Below are 15,915 nucleotides of genomic sequence, written 5' to 3' on the forward strand. Positions count from 1 at the left end.
CTCGCCTCAAAATAGACCACTTAATTAAGAAAATTGGTATTAAATAAAAAAACCGCTCAACTGAGCGGTTTTTCTTAAGAGCGTCGATTAAGAAAAGCTAATTTCTTTTCTTTCGCGTCGGTCTCTTCTTTGACCTTCTGAGCGACGTTTATCACCGCCGCCACTACGAGGGTCTTTGAAGCTGCGCTTACGATCTCTTGACTCTTCACCTCTGCCCTGACCTTGATCGGCTGGGTGGGTGCTCTTGGTCATGTTCATAGGGCGTTGGCAAATATGAACGCTCTTGAAGTGGCTAAGTACGTCAGCTGGCATGTTTTGTGGTAATTGTACCGTACTGTGTTCGTTGAACAGACGGATTTCACCAATGAACTTGCTAGAGATATCTGCTTCGTTCGCAATAGCACCAACAATGTTCTTAACTTGAACACCATGCTCACGACCCACTTCGATACGGTAAGTGTCCATAGGGCCTGCTGCGCGATCACGGCTACGAGATTTGCGTTCACCACGCTCGCCACGGTTACCGTCTCTATCTCGGCGGTCGCCGCGACGATCATCGCGCTCTCTACGCTCACGTTGTTGAATTTGAATATCTTCAACTTTTAGTGGTGTCTGTTGCTGTGCAAGACACAATAGCGCTGCTGCTAAGTCTTCTTGGCTCAGCTCTAGCTTTTGAGCAAGGCCTGAAGCCACTTTTGAAAAGAACTCAATGTCTTTGTGCTCAAGCGCTGCAGAAATCTTTGTCTCTAATGCACCAATACGCTTTTCTTCAACTACTTTTGCACTTGGTAATTCAACCTGTGCGATATCTGAGCGCGTATGACGCATGATGTTCTTAAGTAAATAGCGCTCGTTGTTCTTAACGAACAAGATTGCCTTACCTTGGCGACCAGCACGGCCTGTACGACCAATACGGTGAACATAAGCTTCACAGTCTTGTGGGATATCGTAGTTAACAACAAGGCTTAGACGCTCTACGTCAAGGCCACGTGCTGCAACGTCAGTTGCGATAACGATATCTAGTAGGCCATTCTTAAGACGGTCTACTGTGCGCTCACGTGCTTGTTGGTTCATGTCACCATTAAGCGGTGCTGCTGAGAAACCTTCACGCTCTAGTAACTCTGCAAGCTGAACAGTATCATTACGTGTACGTACGAACACGATAGCACCATCGTAATCTTCCGCTTCTAAGAAACGTACGATTGCTTTATTCTTGTGTGCTGTTGCACGCCAGTAAACTTGCTCGATCGTAGATACTGTAGAGTTACGCGGAGTGATCTTAACTTGTTCGGCGTTGTCTAAATACTTATTACAGATTGATTGGATCTGCTTAGGCATAGTCGCAGAGAACAAACAAGTTTGCTTCTCTTCTGGTGTTTTTTCCATGATGCTTTCAACATCATCGATAAAGCCCATGCGTAGCATTTCATCTGCTTCATCAAGTACAAGCGCATTAAGACCTGAAAGGTCAATGGTCTTGCGGTTGATGTGGTCAATCAAACGGCCTGGTGTAGCCACAATAATTTGGGCACCACGACGTAGAGCACTTAGCTGAATGCCATAGCTTTGACCACCATAAAGCGCGAGTACTTCAACGCTTTTAGTATATTTAGCATATTGCTGAAATGCTTCAGCAACTTGAATAGCCAGCTCACGCGTCGGCGTAAGCACAAGAATTTGCGGTTGTTTAACGGATGCGTCTATTTGGTTTAACAATGGCAGTGCAAATGCTGCCGTTTTACCTGTACCCGTCTGCGCTAGTCCCAGTACGTCTTTTCTTTCTAGCAATAACGGTATACATTGAGCTTGGATCTCAGAAGGTGTTTTATATCCTTGCTCTTCGACTGCTTTTAAGATTGCAGGAGAAAGGTCTAAAGATTCAAACGTAACTGGTTCTGACATTAATGCGCCTCAACTATTTTAAAGAGGCGCGCATTGTACAGGAAAGCCACAGCAAATGCTTGCATAAAATCACACTATTTTATATGTGACTGATATTGGTTAAAATTTAACCTAATCAAGTTTGCAAAGTTTATTGATAAAGGCCTAAATTGGCTTTTGCGTATGCTTCAAACTCGGTAAAGCCACCGATATGATCTTGATCGATAAATATTTGAGGTACAGTGGGGCAAGGTTTACCAGCTGACTTCTCTAAGTCGGCTTTGCTCACGCCTTCTTTAATAATGTCGACATAACGGAAGTTAAAATCATCGCGTTCTTGTGTCAATCGCTCTGCAACTTCTTTAGCTCGAACGCAAAAAGGGCAACCTTCACGACCAAAAATAACAGTAAACATATTCTTTCTCCTCTAATTGAATGACTACAGTATAGAGGAAGCATCCTGAAGGTAAATTGTATTAAAGTGATAGTGCTAATCTAAAAAATCGATTAGCTTCTATAAACCGTTTTAATGAGGTGAAAACCAAATTTAGTTTTTACCGGACCATGTACTTCAAATAACGGCTTTTTGAAGACCACATCGTCAAAGGCCTTTACCATATCTCCTTTATTGAACTCGCCTAGGTCACCACCACGCTTTTTTGAAGGGCAGAGGGAATGTTGTTTAGCCAACTTGCCAAAGTCAGCACCTTTGGCAAGTTTGGCTTTAATCGCTAAACACTCTTTTTCGGTTTTGACTAGGATGTGATAGGCGCACGCTTTAGGCATGAAAAGACTCTCATTGTAAAAATAAAAGCGATCATGCAGGGCTTGTGCGCCTGTGGCAAGTTAAAATGTTACACTAAAGCCGATAGAGGGGCGCATTTCAAAGTCATCATTTTCCTCTTCGATTACTAAGTCGTTGACTGAGTTAACTTTGTCATAATCAAGGTCGACATAGGCGGTGTTGTCTTGTCCGTATGCGTTCATTAGCTCTAAGATGAGTTTGCCATCAAGGCCAAATAATGTCGTTTTACGCTCAAAGCGAATATCGAGGCGGTGATAAGTGTCAAAGCGCTCTGAAAATGGGTCGCCATACACGGGCAAATAGCGGTTCGCAAATTCAGGGTTCTCTTTTACTCCCACAATCGGGGTGTAGGCTTGACCGCTGCGTGCGGTAAAGTTAAAGCCTCCAGACCACTTTTCGCCAAAGTCATAGTGAAGCACGGCATTCAGAATAAAAGGGGTATCGGCATAGTAGTCACGCTTAATGCCGGTTAACTCATCCTCACGTTCACTTTTTGCGAGACTGACAGCAACCCAACCATACCAGTCATCGGTTTTGTTTTTGTTAACAATAAAATCAACACCGTAGGCTGTACCGGAAGTCCCATTGATGTAGTTTACTTGAGATAAAGGAGCACTTTTAGGCAGGTCGTCCATGGTCTTATAATAGGTCTCAATAGAGTATGACCATTCATCTTTAAGTTCCTGCTTGAAGCCTAAGGTATAGTGCGTTGAACGTTGGGCTTCGAGGTCTGGGTTACCAACTACAGGCAAAATATATTCAAGGTCTTGAATGCGGCTGTAGGTGCCTGCCTTGGCTGAGATCACTGTGTCATCGTTATAGAAGTAATTGAGCGCAAGACGTGGATGGACAATGGTCTCATCACTGTAGTCATAATATTCGCCTACTATTCCTAATTCACTTTGCCATTTTGGGGAAAACTGCCAAACGTGATTAAGCCCTATAAAGGCAGAATCTGTTCCAGCACTCGATGTGCCCTTAATTCTTTCACCTTTATTTAGGTCGCAGTCGGGGTCAAACTCGGTGCAAACATAATTAAAAGCGTCGTAGCGGTAAGTGGACTTTTTGTCGTAATAGCCAGCATCTGCTATTAGGCGATGCTCTTTATTAAGCTTATAATTCGCGCGAATTTTATAGCTGAGCTGCTCTTCTTCAAAATTTTCAAAGTAGCCATCAGATAGCGTCGCACGCTGCCCATATCGCATTATGGCTTTATGATTCAGATACCCCACCCCAGCACGAATGTGTAGATCTTTAGCGTAATGATCCCACAGTATGTTCTGGCTGTTGAATTTGCGAGTGTAGCGAGCGTCACCTTGGTACTCTGGGGTTTTAAGAGCAAGGTGTGATGCACCTGAAAACCCAGCGGCTACTGAGTCCTCTGCACCATTGATATTTATCGTGACCGAATTATTTGCGTTAATATCCCACAGCCACTTCGCTTGATAATCGTGGTCATCAGGTGGATCGTTAATGATTACTCCCGTCGGTTTGCCATCATCGTCCTCCAGCTCTTCGCCATCATTGAAAAAAAGCGGTAGGGTACTTTTTCTGGCTGAGACATAGAATGCAGAATTTTCCGTTGCTTTACCCTCAACGAAGATACCAGCGTTAAACATGGTTAAATCTAGTGTGGTGGCAATATCTTGGTATTTTGGGTTACGAAGCGTGACGTCAAATACTGCCCCTGTGGCATTACTGTAACTGGTACCAAAGCCAGCTGAATTTAATTGAAAGTCTTGGATAGTATTGCGGTTGAAAATGGAGCTGCCAAAATCATGGAAAATATACCCGGCAGGCATAAAGTCCACTTCAAAGATATTATCATCAGGTGAAGAGCCCCGCACCGCAGGTGCGCCCATAGAGCCACCAGCAGCGACCACACCAGGTAAGGCAAATGCTGCCCTGAGAGGGTCGCCCATGGCTCCTGGCATATCTACAAGTTTTTGTGCATCTTCGGTAATTTCTGAAATAACGGAGCTGCGTTTGTAGATAACTTCAATGTGTTCAATTTTATTTTCCTGTGCAACTGCGCTATTTGCGAGGGTAGTGCAGAGCACCAGGAGTGAAATTTTGCTGAGCGTAAAGTGTGGCGCATGGCGCATGGTAGGCTTCCTATTCATCCTTTGTTAAGATGTGCATTAGCCTAAATGAAATAAATGTTGATTAGCTTCAGAGAGTTGTAATTAACTGTAAGAGGTTTGCCGCAGTTTCTTACAATCTCGCTCGGATCCCTATCTCAGAAGAGTAGCCAACAGAGCGCTCGGTGATCATAAAATTTTCATCAAGTACATAATACGTAGGGTAAGCCTGTACTTTATAGTCTGTTGCTGTGGCCTGATCACCGAGTAACACGGGCATCTCTAATTGTAGGTCGCTGACAAACTTTGTTACTTCTTCAGTCGAGCGATAATCCAGTGCAATCGCCACCGCTTTGACTTTGCCTTGCTGATGTAATTTGTCAATATTCGGCATGCTCACCCGACATACGCCACACCAAGGTGCAAAAAAATACACGACGCTTTGTTGCCCTTTGAGTTGAATAGAGGAGTAAGTTTGCTTGGACTGCAACATGGGAAGATGAAATGGCGGTGCCATTTGCGCTCCTGAGTCGGGCAGCATGTTTCTTTCTTGGTAGGTGGAAACGGCGAAAAACACCAGTACAATGACGAAAGCTTGGCCAAGTAGTTTGAGCATATACATGATCCCATGATAACAATATACGACAATAAAGACCGCAGTGTAGCGACCTTTATTGCATAGGACCAACGTTTTTGGGGTTAACCGTAAGGGTTATCGCCCAGATAGCGTTTCGCTTTTTGCTCTTTCAATTTAGCTAAATCAACCAGTACTAAACCATCGATACAGTTATTAAAGTCGGGATCTATACTAAAGCTCAGAAAGTTGACCCCTTGCGCTTCGCACAGCTCAGTATACTGTTTAAATAAGGTCGGTACTTGCGCGCCCATATTCGCGAGAATATGTTTGAGCTCAGCAAAGTCCTCTTTAATATCACTGCCACAAAATATTTGCTGATAGCGTGTAAGTTGATCGCTAGTTAGTTTCATCTCATTGTTAGGCGTGGCGATGCCCTCTAAATTGCAGAAGTAATGTTGGTAGTGATATACCAGCATCGCTTTGGCTTCATCAGGTAACGCATTTGATAAGCTTACCGCACCGAACATGTAGCGGTGCTCAGGGTAACGTTTAACAAATGCACCAATGCCATACCAAAGATAATCTAAGCTCTTTCGTCCCCAATATTTTGGCTGTACAAAACTGCGACCAAGCTCTAGCCCTTTTTCAAAATAAGGAGTCATGGCTTCGCTGTATGAGAATAGACTGTCTGTATAAAGTCCTGCTTGACCATGTTCTTCTATAACGTGTTTAGCGCTGGCAAGGCGATAAGCACCAACGAGTTCGAGTTGTTTTGTATCCCATAACAACAAGTGGTGGTAGTGCATATCGTATTTATCGATATCACGACGATTTCCACTCCCTTCTCCTACTGCTCTGAACGCGATTTCTCTTAAGCGCCCAAGTTCCCTAAATACCACTGAGCTACCAGTATAGCGATAGACATATATTTGCATCCCGTCGGGGGTTTCTCCTATACATTCACAGGCTTCCACCGCCTTTTTAAGCTCTTTACGATTTTCTGGCATTGCAATCGGCGTTTGAGTTTTGAGTGGAAGGGGCTTTTTACTCGCAAGCCGATAAAGCTGCTTACGGATCAGTGCGACAATTTCTTTGTCTTTGAGATTGTCAATTAGGTAAGACTCTGGGGGGATACTTGCACCTATTTCAAATTCTAATGACTTTTGCCTTTGTTTAAACATCTCTTTTACCAGTAGTAAGCTGGCTAAAGGCTTATAAATCATGCTTGTGCCGTAAAACAGCGGGCTGTTTTTAGCTTTAATAAAAATAGGTAAAATGGGACAATTGGCTTTTTTAGCCATGCGCAGAAAGCCTGAGTTCCACTTACAGTCTTTAATGCCTGTTGGGCTCAAACGAGAAACTTCCCCTGCCGGGAAAATAAGTAGTGCTCCTTCAGACTTTAGGTGATTTTGGATATTTGCAAGCTCTTGCTTTTTACTGGCACCAGAGAGGTTATCCACGGGCAATAGCAAAGGATGCATTGGTGTAACCGACATCAGCATGCGATTTGCAACTACTTTAAGATCTGGCCGTATCTGGGCAAGTACTTTTATTAGGGCAAGGGCATCCAAAGAGCCAATCGGATGATTTGCAACTATTACGACAGCGTCTTCGCTGGGAATGTGCTCAATTTGTTTTGGTTTAAAGCGAGCATCGAAATCTAATTCATCGAGGACTTGTTCAACGAACTCGAGACCCTCAAGGTGAGGGTATGTGTCGGCAAAAGCGACAAATTCTTGCTCATGTAATAAGTAACCAAGTCCTTTTTTTACTAAACCTTTTACCTTAGGGGAGTTTTCAAGTTGCGGAAGATTTGCTTCAATGACTTTATCTACACTGATCATTTTTCATCACCTGTTGGCGCTTTTTTGCAAGAGTAAAAACTATTAATGACAAGCATGTTGCATTGGTATGTCATTTACTTTGCAGTGATAGTGTGTAATAACAAAAAGGAATCATATGGCTTTACTTATCTGTGTTACTGGACGCAACAATGACAAATTAATCGCTAAACTGAGCGAGCTTTTGCCAAAACAAACGATACTCCAATGGCCTGTTGATGATGCAAGCTTACTAGCGAAGGTTGAGTTTGTGTTGGCATGGAATGCGCCTGAGGCATTATGGTCGCAGCTGCCTAATCTAAAAGTGGTGCATTCCTATGGTGCAGGCATTGATAGTATTCCGGTACAACTATTACCACCGCACGTAGAGGTTGCACGTATTGTTGATCCAAACCTAGCTGATGATATGGCCGAATATGTGCTTGGTCACATTTTGAGTCACAAACTCGGTATCAATATGTATCTTAAGCAACAGGCTCAACAAGCGTGGAAGCCCCGTAGAGCCAAGTCAGGCAGAACGGTAGGTATTATGGGAATGGGTCAGCTTGGCTTAGCTGTGGCTGATAAACTGAATGCTAATCGATTTACCGTAAAGGGGTGGTCGAACTCGGTGAAAAGCCTTGAAGGGATAATACACTTTTGCGGTGACGCTGAGCTTGGCGCATTTTTACAGGACTTAGATTATCTCGTCTGTTTATTGCCACTTACGGAACAAACAAAAGGTATCCTCAATGCCAAAGTTTTTGCTGCCTCTCCTGCTCATTGCGTACTAATTAACGTTGCTCGAGGTCTGCACTTAAATGAGGCGGATTTACTTACAGCTATCACTCAAGAGACTTTTGGTGGAGCTGTTTTAGACGTATTTGAAACAGAGCCTTTGCCAACAGGGCATGCTTTTTGGTCACATCCTAACATTACCGTGACTCCTCACGTTGCTGCATTAACAAGTTTATCTACAGCTGCACTGCAAATTGCAAATAACTATCTTGCGATGACAGAGGGTAGGGAGTTAATGCACATAGTGCAAAAGAAAAAGGGCTACTAGAGAGCTTGAAGGCACGGATAATACTGTATAAAAAAACATCTTGAGAGTTTATGAATGATGCATTAATTTAACAAAAAAACAATAATAAAAAGGTCTAGTCCATGAAGCAAAGTCAAGGTGGCGCGAAACTATCAATAGTCGTCGTTTCGGTTATTTTGTTAGGGGTATCTGCGTGGTTTAATCAAGCAGGTGCCAGTGAGCTTCAAAGAGAGACTGTTACCTTGGGAAAATGACAGAGATGAGGAACAGCATCTGTCTCAGAGGCAAATAGCCGAAGCACTTCGGCTATTTGGGCTTTAGCGCTTGGCGTGACGCTCTCTGTTTTCTTGTTTCTTTTCGTCGCTCTTTCTGAGTAGTACATAAGTAGAACCACTGCCGCCGTGACATTTTAAAGCAGAATGAAAGGCCAGCACTTGTGGAATTTCTTGCAGCCATTTGCTGGTGTAGCTCTTTAACACGGCTGGAAATGGCTTGCTGTTTAAACCGATCCCGTGTCTTATCAATAACACTCGAATGCTTTTCGTATGACAGTCAGTAACGAAATTAAATAAAGCTTGGCGAGCCTCATGAAATGGCTTGCCATGTAGATCTAAAGTCGCATCAATTTGGTACTTACCTAATCTAAGATTTTTATAAACCCCATCCTGCACCCCACTTTTTTTGAATGCGAGCAGGTCATGAGGGTCGAGAAGATCAACATATTCTGTAGAGAGGTAGTTGGGATCGAACTCAAGTTCTTGCTCTGCTGCCTTTCGTTTTGCGAGTTGTGAAATGGTAGGTTCGTTTTTGATACGGCGCAGTTGTGCTTTTTTATCTTGGGCGAGCGGAGTTACGTCGCCCATGGATGCCAAAAATAGCTCTTCATCAGTCATGGCCATACTGCTTCTCCATTAACAAGCAATGATAGCCATGATTTTAGCGCACCAAATTAAATTATGGAACTAGTCGCTGGGAACTAGTCGCTGGGAACTAGTCGCTAGGAACTAGTGAACTTCTAGTTGACCGAAAGTATAGACTTTAAAAAGATAAAATGTATTTATCAGAATCAGGCTAAGGTTAGAAATCACACTAGTGTTCATCAGATCAAGGCTAAACGAGATAAAAAGTACGCCACATGCGCACACAGCAGCTACTCTTAGTAGCGTTTTATGGTTAATAAAAAAGGCGCCAAAACCTAAAGTCAGTAATACTAAGTTAAGTAGCCAGTCGAGCTCGTTTGCCATTGTCTGTTTGGTTCTCCAAATATGTCTAAAGGATCGCCATTATGGTGATCAATAATGCTTCATTCAACTGATAAATTTTATAATTATCGCATTAGAAATTTTTATGGGTTAATGTCTGCTGAATAGTTATGTACACAATTTTGCATAAGTCGTGCTGAAAGTATTATTAGGTGTAAGTGGTTGAGCAAGGATAACGTGTGGATTTGCTTTTATGGCTATGATTGTAATGGAAAAAACTTTTTATCAGCGTGGATTAATATATGAATATATATACTAAGGTTTAATTACGAGAGTGTATTACAGAACCCTGAAGCGTGATCAGAACAAGCTGAGCGCTATAAAAAATAATTAAGGAAAGGCAATGAAAATGCTCAAGTACTATTTGTTAGCTAGCTGCGTACTGGCTGCGCTGACAATATACAGTTTGGGATCATGGCTAATGCTACCATTAGCTTGGTTTACTGTGTCAGTGTCGTTAGTCACTTTTGCTTATGCGACGAACTATCCACATATATTTAGAAAGCATGGAACAGGAACTATTCCATGGTATGTCACTTGGCTTTTCTGGCCTTATCTTGGTTTTGTGCACTTGTATAATGCAATAGAGCGCGGCAGGGATGTTGTAGATACATTTCAACCGCTAACAGAAGATCTTTTTGTTGCTTGTCGACTTTTCCCAAGTGATGTGGATATGCTCAAAGCGGAGGGTATAGAAGCAATTTTAGATGTAACAGCCGAATTCGACGGCTTAAACTGGTCGGCAGAGCAACAAGGGTTACACTACTTAAATATTCCTGTGCTCGATCATCAAGTACCAACACCAGAGCAATTAGCTCACGCAATGGCATGGATAGAGGCGCAACATAAACTCAATCGTAAAGTTGTGGTGCATTGTGCGCTTGGTCGTGGCCGCTCAGTGTTTTTTTGTACGGCATATTTGTTGTTGACCAACCCACAATATAGTGTTCGTGAAGCTTTAGAAAAAATTCAAAACCAACGGGAAACTGCGCGATTAAACAAGCAGCAACTAAGGGGGCTGACAAAGCTCCATCAAAACAAAAACTTCTCTCATGAGTTAAGTGCAGTGTTAATTGTTAACCCTGTATCGGGCTCAGGAAAATGGTCTGAATACGAAAATGAGATAGTTGGCATGCTGACTGAAAAATATCGCCTGTCGATTAGTCTTACAGAAAAAGACACTGATGTTTCAGTGCTTGCCCAACATTTGGTGTCACAGGTTCAACCCCACATTGTTATTGCAGGCGGCGGAGATGGAACATTAGCTAGTGTCGCTCATGGTATATATCAACAAGATACCTTGTTTGGCATTCTACCACTTGGCACCGCAAATTCTTTGGCAACCGTGTTACTTGGTCCGATGTCAAAGCTTGACCCTGTTAATCAATCGTGTGAAGCCATTTTAGCGGGCAAAACCAAAGCGATTGATATCATGCACTGTAATGGCAGAGCCGCCCTATTAGTTGCTGCAGTTGGTTTTGGTCAGGAAATGATCGAAAGAGCAAGCCGCGAGGAAAAGAATCACTCGGGTCAACTGGCGTACATTCGTGGTTTGTGGCAAGCCGTCAGCGAAAATAAACCCTTTGAATGTCAAGTGAGTTTTGATGGTGGTGAGCACTTTGCGATGAAGTGTGTTAGCTTAGTCATTGCTAATGCCGCGCCAAAAACGACAATACTCGCTCAGGGTCATGGCGAGCCTATTTACGATGATGGTCTGTTAGATGTTACTATTTTACCTGCTGAGCCCTCAGGCGCTCAGAATTTAACTGTTGCTGAGCTTATTCTTCCAAAATTAGATGACGCATCATCTAATATACGCACAGCTCAGTGTGAAAAAATAAATATTGCATTTGCGACGGATCAGCATTATGCACTCGATGGCGAAATATTAAGTGCAAAAGACATTGAGATTAAGATCCAGAAGCATGCGCTAGACGTGGCAGTGCCTTAGGCAGCTAGAAACGTGAATTTTTGTTAAAAGGGACTCAACCAGCCCGTGGATATATGAAATATTACACTCTAGAAAGGCTGCATTTAGCTAGTAATGCTCAGTCATCAATAGAATATAAAAACTCTTTCAGAAAAGTGTTCATTAGAATTGATCAAAACACTGTGTAATGACCTTAATCAATTCTACATTGTTTAAATTACATTCTTTCTTGAAATAATAAAGTATTGGGTAATACTAAAACTTAGTATTGCCCAATAAGAAAATGTCGATGTTAAATAGGTTTTCAGTTAAAAGCAGGTTGTTGTCGCTTTCAGGCGTTCCCGCTATATTTTTTATATTTGCCACCATTTTTACAATCGCTACCCTTTCAAACCTAACCAGTTACATTGACCGCATATATGACGATAGAGTTGTGCCATTAAAGCAGATAAAAGTGGTTTCTGATAATTACGCGGTCGTGATTGTGGATACCTTTCATAAGTTAAGGGGCCAACAACTGTCTGACCGCGCCGCGCTTGAACAAATAGAAGCAGCTAAAAATACGGCGCAGGGTGAATGGAAAAACTACCTTCAAACAGGATTAACAAAGCAGGAGCGAGATTTAGTTAGTGCGTCTGAAAAGGCAGAGCAAGTGGTTGAGAGATTACTCGACGATTACATCGCCAGGGTTAGAGCAAACACCTTTAACTCAATCCCCTATGATGTATTTATCCATGACTTGTACGCAGCTTTTGATCCATTAAGTGAAAGCTATAATGCGTTAATTGAACTACAGCTCACAGAAGCAAATAGTTTACGTAGTATGGGACGTGCTGAAGCGGATGCCACAAAGGCCGCTATGCTCATCTCCTCCGTTGCCATTATTGTCATGATGTTAACGATAGGAATGCTGATTTTTAAATCCATTAATAAGCCACTTACGCGGCTACGGATGCGCATAGGCAACATTGCCAGGGATGCTGACTTGACTCAGAGGGTCATTATTGAAGGAAACGATGAATTGAGTGAAATTGGGCGCGACTTTAACAGTATGATTTCCTGCTTACATGACTTAGTTAAAAGTTTAGTCACTATGGTAAATAGTTTGTCCAAGACGGCTTGTGAACTGAATACAATCAGTCAATCTATGGTAGGGACATCGCAGCAGCAGGAACAACAAACGGTAATGATTGCAACCGCGACCACTCAAATGAGCAGTGCTATTCAAGAGGTTGCACACAGTGCAATGAACACGGCGAATAAAGCTGAAGTCTCAGGAGAGTTGGCAAAACAAGGTGTTGGGGTTATATCACAAAATATTCAAACAATCGAAAAGCTTGCTGGTGAAGTTGGAGACAATGCACAACTAATAAAGGCACTGAATGATCAATCAAACGAAATCAATCAAGTGGTATTAATGATCCAAGGCGTCGCAGAACAAACCAATTTACTGGCATTAAATGCAGCGATTGAAGCGGCTAGGGCAGGTGAATCAGGCCGTGGATTTGCTGTGGTGGCTGATGAAGTGAGGCAGCTTGCACATAACACTCAAAAAGCGACTGAATCTATAAGAGAGATGATCTCAAAGCTGCAAGGTACAGCGCAACACGCAGTATCTTCAATGGAAGGAGCACAAAGTAGTGCAGCATCAGGAGTCAATCGAGCCAATGAGTCAGCAAAACTCATGGCAGAGATTAATCAAGCGGTAGATGAAATTGTTGGTATGAATATTCAGGTTTCGACTGCTACAGAAGAGCAGACCACGGTGGTTGCCGAAATTAGTGAGAATATTAACGATTTCAGCAGTAGCATCTCTGAAATTACCAACAGTGCAAAAAGTAATGCTGATGTCAGCAACCATCTTCAGGCTTTATCGGAGCGCCTTAATAAGCAAGTTTCCGTTTTTAAGGTGTAATTCCGATTAGTCTTAATACTTATACCAATTAGACTTAATATTTGCTCAATTTGAAAGAGTAAATCTATATTACTGTTACAGACATAAAAAAACCTCGACAGACCGAGGTTTTTTTATTCATGATATGTGCAAACCAGTTACACAACACCACGAGGTAGGCGGCAGTCATGGTCTTTTGCAGCAAGCTCTGCAATCCACTGTTCTTCCGCTTTAAAGCCTTCTTCGTTTTCTTTAACGACAGCAAAGCTTACTGATTTTACAGCTGCTTTAGGGGCCTTTTTAGTCGTTTTCGCTTTTTTAGCAGGCGCCTGCGTCGTCTCACTTGCTACAGCTGACCCTGAAGTTAGCTCTTCGGTTAATGCCGCTACCTCTGCAAGGCGCATGTTTTTGCCGCCATCGATGCTATACCAACCTGGTTTCGCAGTGATTTCAGGCTTTTTGCCATGTGCAGCTTCGTACGCAGCTTCGAAAGCGCTTAGTACTTCAGTTTTATCTAGTTTACTCATCGTAGATCCTAGTCGTGTTGTACGCGGATACGCGGGTTAAGATTAAACTCTATTTATACCCATATTTGCGTAAATTTTCAATTTTTTACGTTTTTCAGCGCCAATTTATCGGGATTTAGCCTTGTTTTGTTGCCTTTTTCGTCATTTAGAGTGCTTCTGGGTCAATCGTGCGTCGAATAGCTATCCATACTTTGCCAACCTGTTCATGCCAAACTCTAGTTACGACTTCGAGTGCGGTATGGTTGGCGATAAACTGTCGACTCCATGGATGCTGAGCAAAATTATAAAATTCTGTCGGTGCAGGGATGGTCTCAACCCCTTGAGCGTTGAAAAGATCCATCGCTCGTTGCATATGTGTAGCTGAGGTGACAAGTGCTACATTGTAATCAATTAACATAGGTGCGAGCATTTTGGCTTCGTCGGCGGTGTCTTTTGGATTTGGGTTCTGTTTTATCCTCGAAGTTTCAATACCTAGGCTTTGAGCTGTCTTGGCCATTAACCCTGCGCTAGTGGCATGACCATAGCCATACCCTGAAACAAATAGGTGTGCACTAGGGTAGAGATTCGCTAAACGCACACCTTCAACTAAGCGAGCAAGGCTACAACCGCCAAGTTGTGCATTACTAGGTAATGATTGATTTGGATATAAATCGCAACCCAGCACGACAATTTTGTCGATACTTTGATGTTTTCTTGGGTCAAGCGCGGTGAGCATTTGAGCATCTGTCTCGATAATTTTCTGTGCTACATAAGGAGTAGATAAACTCCAAATAGACAGTAAGCTCAGCCAACAAAAAATGTATGGTGCTTTTCGAGTTTTTGCGACAAACAGCAATAAGCCCATCAACAGAATTAAAGACAAAGGTAATGGCATGAGTAGTTGACCGAGAACCTTTTTCACTTCAAACATGGAAAATCCTTGTGCTAGCATGTGTAACTTAAGGGTATGCTAGCATGAGAAGAGGGTTCTAGAAATCAATCACATCATATTTACAGCCGTCGCTTCTGCGCCTATTTAAAAACGCCCAGCTACGGCTACGAGACTTTCGACCGCTATGACAGAGCAAAAAAGCAAACGAGCGCGCAACTATTTATCGTGCGGTTGTTTTTCTGCATGTGTTCAAAAAGTGCCGATATACAGGATTGTCTTTCATGCTTTTTTTCATGGCCAAATACATTGGGCGGCTCAGTCCAAGCGCACCAAGTGGAATTGACTTAATTAGCCCCTGACTTTCGTATGGCGTTACCAACCAATCAGGTAACGCGGCAACTCCCATTCCAGCACTGACAAGCTGAAAAATAAGTAGTCCTTGATCTACGTTTTTGAGTGTACCGTCAAAGCGAGCGTTTTGAATAAAGTGCTTAAAAATGTCTTGCCTTTCACGAGGTATGGGATAAGAGATGATAGTTTCATCTTTTAAATCTAGCGCGGTCACATAGGCTTTTTTGGCAAGCTCATGATCTGGTGCGACAATTAACTTTAACTTAAAGTCGAATAAATGCGCATACTCTAGTTTTTCTGGTTCACGAATATCAGAGGTAAGTACCAAATCAAGTTCATCATCCATGAGATCTGGAATTGCGTCGTAGCTAAATCCACGCTCGTAATCCACTTTAATATCAGGCCAAAACGTATTGAACTCTTTTATCGTGGGCAATAGCCAGTGAAAACAAGCATGGCATTCGACGCTGAGCCTTAGCTGTGAAATCGGTTGATTCAGGCTTTCTTTTAGACGGCATTTAGTAGCTTCAACTTTTGGCAATACCTCATTTGCAAGTTCTAGCAACAACATACCTTGAGGTGTAAATCGCACCGGTTGGGTCTTTCGCTCGAATAGTTGACAGTCAAGTTTGCTCTCGAGATCTTTGATCTGATGAGATAAAGCAGATTGAGTCAGGAAAAGCTCTCGTGCTGTATTCACAAGAGAACCAGTTTCTTTCAAGGTGGAGATAGTTTTTAGGTGCTTTATATCAATCATTATCAACAGTTCTCATATTTGAAGTGAGTAAATCTCAGCTTTACTCAATATTACGATTCTATTTATTTATTATCAATGTCTAGACGTCTAAATACCTATGGTGAATTGTTCAAA

General features: G+C 42.5%; 15 protein-coding genes. 4 read left to right on the top strand and 11 right to left on the bottom strand.

The window, feature by feature from the left end:
* Nucleotides 1-87 precede the first annotated feature (87 nt).
* The 6 genes from F9Y84_RS06210 to olsF all read right to left on the bottom strand — a co-directional run bounded on the left by F9Y84_RS06210 (nucleotide 88) and on the right by olsF (nucleotide 7,188).
* Nucleotides 88-1,902: a DEAD/DEAH box helicase gene (locus tag F9Y84_RS06210; protein ID WP_147389647.1), complete on the bottom strand. Its 1,815-nt coding sequence runs from the start codon at nucleotides 1,900-1,902 to the stop codon at nucleotides 88-90.
* A 130-nt stretch (nucleotides 1,903-2,032) separates the two neighbouring features.
* Nucleotides 2,033-2,296, bottom strand: coding sequence for a GrxA family glutaredoxin (locus tag F9Y84_RS06215; RefSeq protein WP_010378880.1), 264 nt, complete (start codon nucleotides 2,294-2,296; stop codon nucleotides 2,033-2,035).
* Nucleotides 2,297-2,388: 92 nt separating this feature from the next.
* Nucleotides 2,389-2,667 (bottom strand): peptidylprolyl isomerase, encoded by a 279-nt coding sequence (locus tag F9Y84_RS06220; protein WP_128730060.1) that lies wholly within the window; start codon nucleotides 2,665-2,667, stop codon nucleotides 2,389-2,391.
* Nucleotides 2,668-2,727: 60 nt separating this feature from the next.
* Complete coding sequence (locus tag F9Y84_RS06225; protein WP_147389648.1) at nucleotides 2,728-4,791, bottom strand: TonB-dependent receptor plug domain-containing protein; 2,064 nt, start codon at nucleotides 4,789-4,791, stop codon at nucleotides 2,728-2,730.
* 109 nt (nucleotides 4,792-4,900) lie between these two features.
* Nucleotides 4,901-5,383: a TlpA family protein disulfide reductase gene (locus F9Y84_RS06230; protein WP_147389649.1), complete on the bottom strand. Its 483-nt coding sequence runs from the start codon at nucleotides 5,381-5,383 to the stop codon at nucleotides 4,901-4,903.
* Between the two features lie 83 nt (nucleotides 5,384-5,466).
* The gene (olsF, locus tag F9Y84_RS06235; protein ID WP_147389650.1) at nucleotides 5,467-7,188 is read right to left on the bottom strand and encodes a bifunctional ornithine lipid synthase OlsF; all 1,722 of its coding nucleotides are present in this window, start codon (nucleotides 7,186-7,188) and stop codon (nucleotides 5,467-5,469) included.
* A gap of 115 nt (nucleotides 7,189-7,303) precedes the next feature.
* On the opposite strand from olsF, the gene F9Y84_RS06240 reads away from it, so the two are divergent.
* Both F9Y84_RS06240 and F9Y84_RS22390 read left to right on the top strand, forming a co-directional pair.
* Nucleotides 7,304-8,230 carry a 2-hydroxyacid dehydrogenase gene (locus tag F9Y84_RS06240; protein WP_128730067.1) on the top strand — a complete coding sequence of 309 codons (927 nt, stop codon included), beginning with the start codon at nucleotides 7,304-7,306 and terminating at the stop codon, nucleotides 8,228-8,230.
* 101 nt (nucleotides 8,231-8,331) lie between these two features.
* Nucleotides 8,332-8,463, top strand: a complete 132-nt coding sequence (locus tag F9Y84_RS22390; protein ID WP_263972618.1) for a hypothetical protein — start codon at nucleotides 8,332-8,334, stop codon at nucleotides 8,461-8,463.
* Between the two features lie 63 nt (nucleotides 8,464-8,526).
* Here the strand turns inward: F9Y84_RS22390 and smrA are convergent, their stop codons facing one another.
* Both smrA and F9Y84_RS22095 read right to left on the bottom strand, forming a co-directional pair.
* Nucleotides 8,527-9,108 (bottom strand): DNA endonuclease SmrA, encoded by a 582-nt coding sequence (smrA, locus tag F9Y84_RS06245; protein WP_147389652.1) that lies wholly within the window; start codon nucleotides 9,106-9,108, stop codon nucleotides 8,527-8,529.
* A gap of 105 nt (nucleotides 9,109-9,213) precedes the next feature.
* On the bottom strand, nucleotides 9,214-9,453 hold the full coding sequence (locus F9Y84_RS22095) for a hypothetical protein (RefSeq protein ID WP_088530084.1): 240 nt from the start codon (nucleotides 9,451-9,453) through the stop codon (nucleotides 9,214-9,216).
* A 361-nt stretch (nucleotides 9,454-9,814) separates the two neighbouring features.
* On the opposite strand from F9Y84_RS22095, the gene F9Y84_RS06255 reads away from it, so the two are divergent.
* Both F9Y84_RS06255 and F9Y84_RS06260 read left to right on the top strand, forming a co-directional pair.
* On the top strand, nucleotides 9,815-11,422 hold the full coding sequence (locus F9Y84_RS06255) for a diacylglycerol kinase family protein (RefSeq protein WP_147389654.1): 1,608 nt from the start codon (nucleotides 9,815-9,817) through the stop codon (nucleotides 11,420-11,422).
* Nucleotides 11,423-11,690: 268 nt separating this feature from the next.
* Complete coding sequence (locus F9Y84_RS06260) at nucleotides 11,691-13,316, top strand: methyl-accepting chemotaxis protein (protein WP_147389656.1); 1,626 nt, start codon at nucleotides 11,691-11,693, stop codon at nucleotides 13,314-13,316.
* Nucleotides 13,317-13,453: 137 nt separating this feature from the next.
* Here F9Y84_RS06260 and F9Y84_RS06265 read toward each other — a convergent pair whose 3' ends face one another.
* The 3 genes from F9Y84_RS06265 to F9Y84_RS06275 form a co-directional block, all read right to left on the bottom strand.
* Nucleotides 13,454-13,822 (bottom strand): hypothetical protein, encoded by a 369-nt coding sequence (locus F9Y84_RS06265; RefSeq protein WP_125252348.1) that lies wholly within the window; start codon nucleotides 13,820-13,822, stop codon nucleotides 13,454-13,456.
* Nucleotides 13,823-13,967: 145 nt separating this feature from the next.
* The gene (locus F9Y84_RS06270) at nucleotides 13,968-14,732 is read right to left on the bottom strand and encodes a YdcF family protein (RefSeq protein WP_147389658.1); all 765 of its coding nucleotides are present in this window, start codon (nucleotides 14,730-14,732) and stop codon (nucleotides 13,968-13,970) included.
* 181 nt (nucleotides 14,733-14,913) lie between these two features.
* On the bottom strand, nucleotides 14,914-15,801 hold the full coding sequence (locus F9Y84_RS06275) for a LysR substrate-binding domain-containing protein (protein WP_125252346.1): 888 nt from the start codon (nucleotides 15,799-15,801) through the stop codon (nucleotides 14,914-14,916).
* Nucleotides 15,802-15,915 lie beyond the last annotated feature (114 nt).

Source organism: Pseudoalteromonas peptidolytica, from assembly GCF_012641745.1.
Classification (GTDB): domain Bacteria; phylum Pseudomonadota; class Gammaproteobacteria; order Enterobacterales; family Alteromonadaceae; genus Pseudoalteromonas; species Pseudoalteromonas peptidolytica.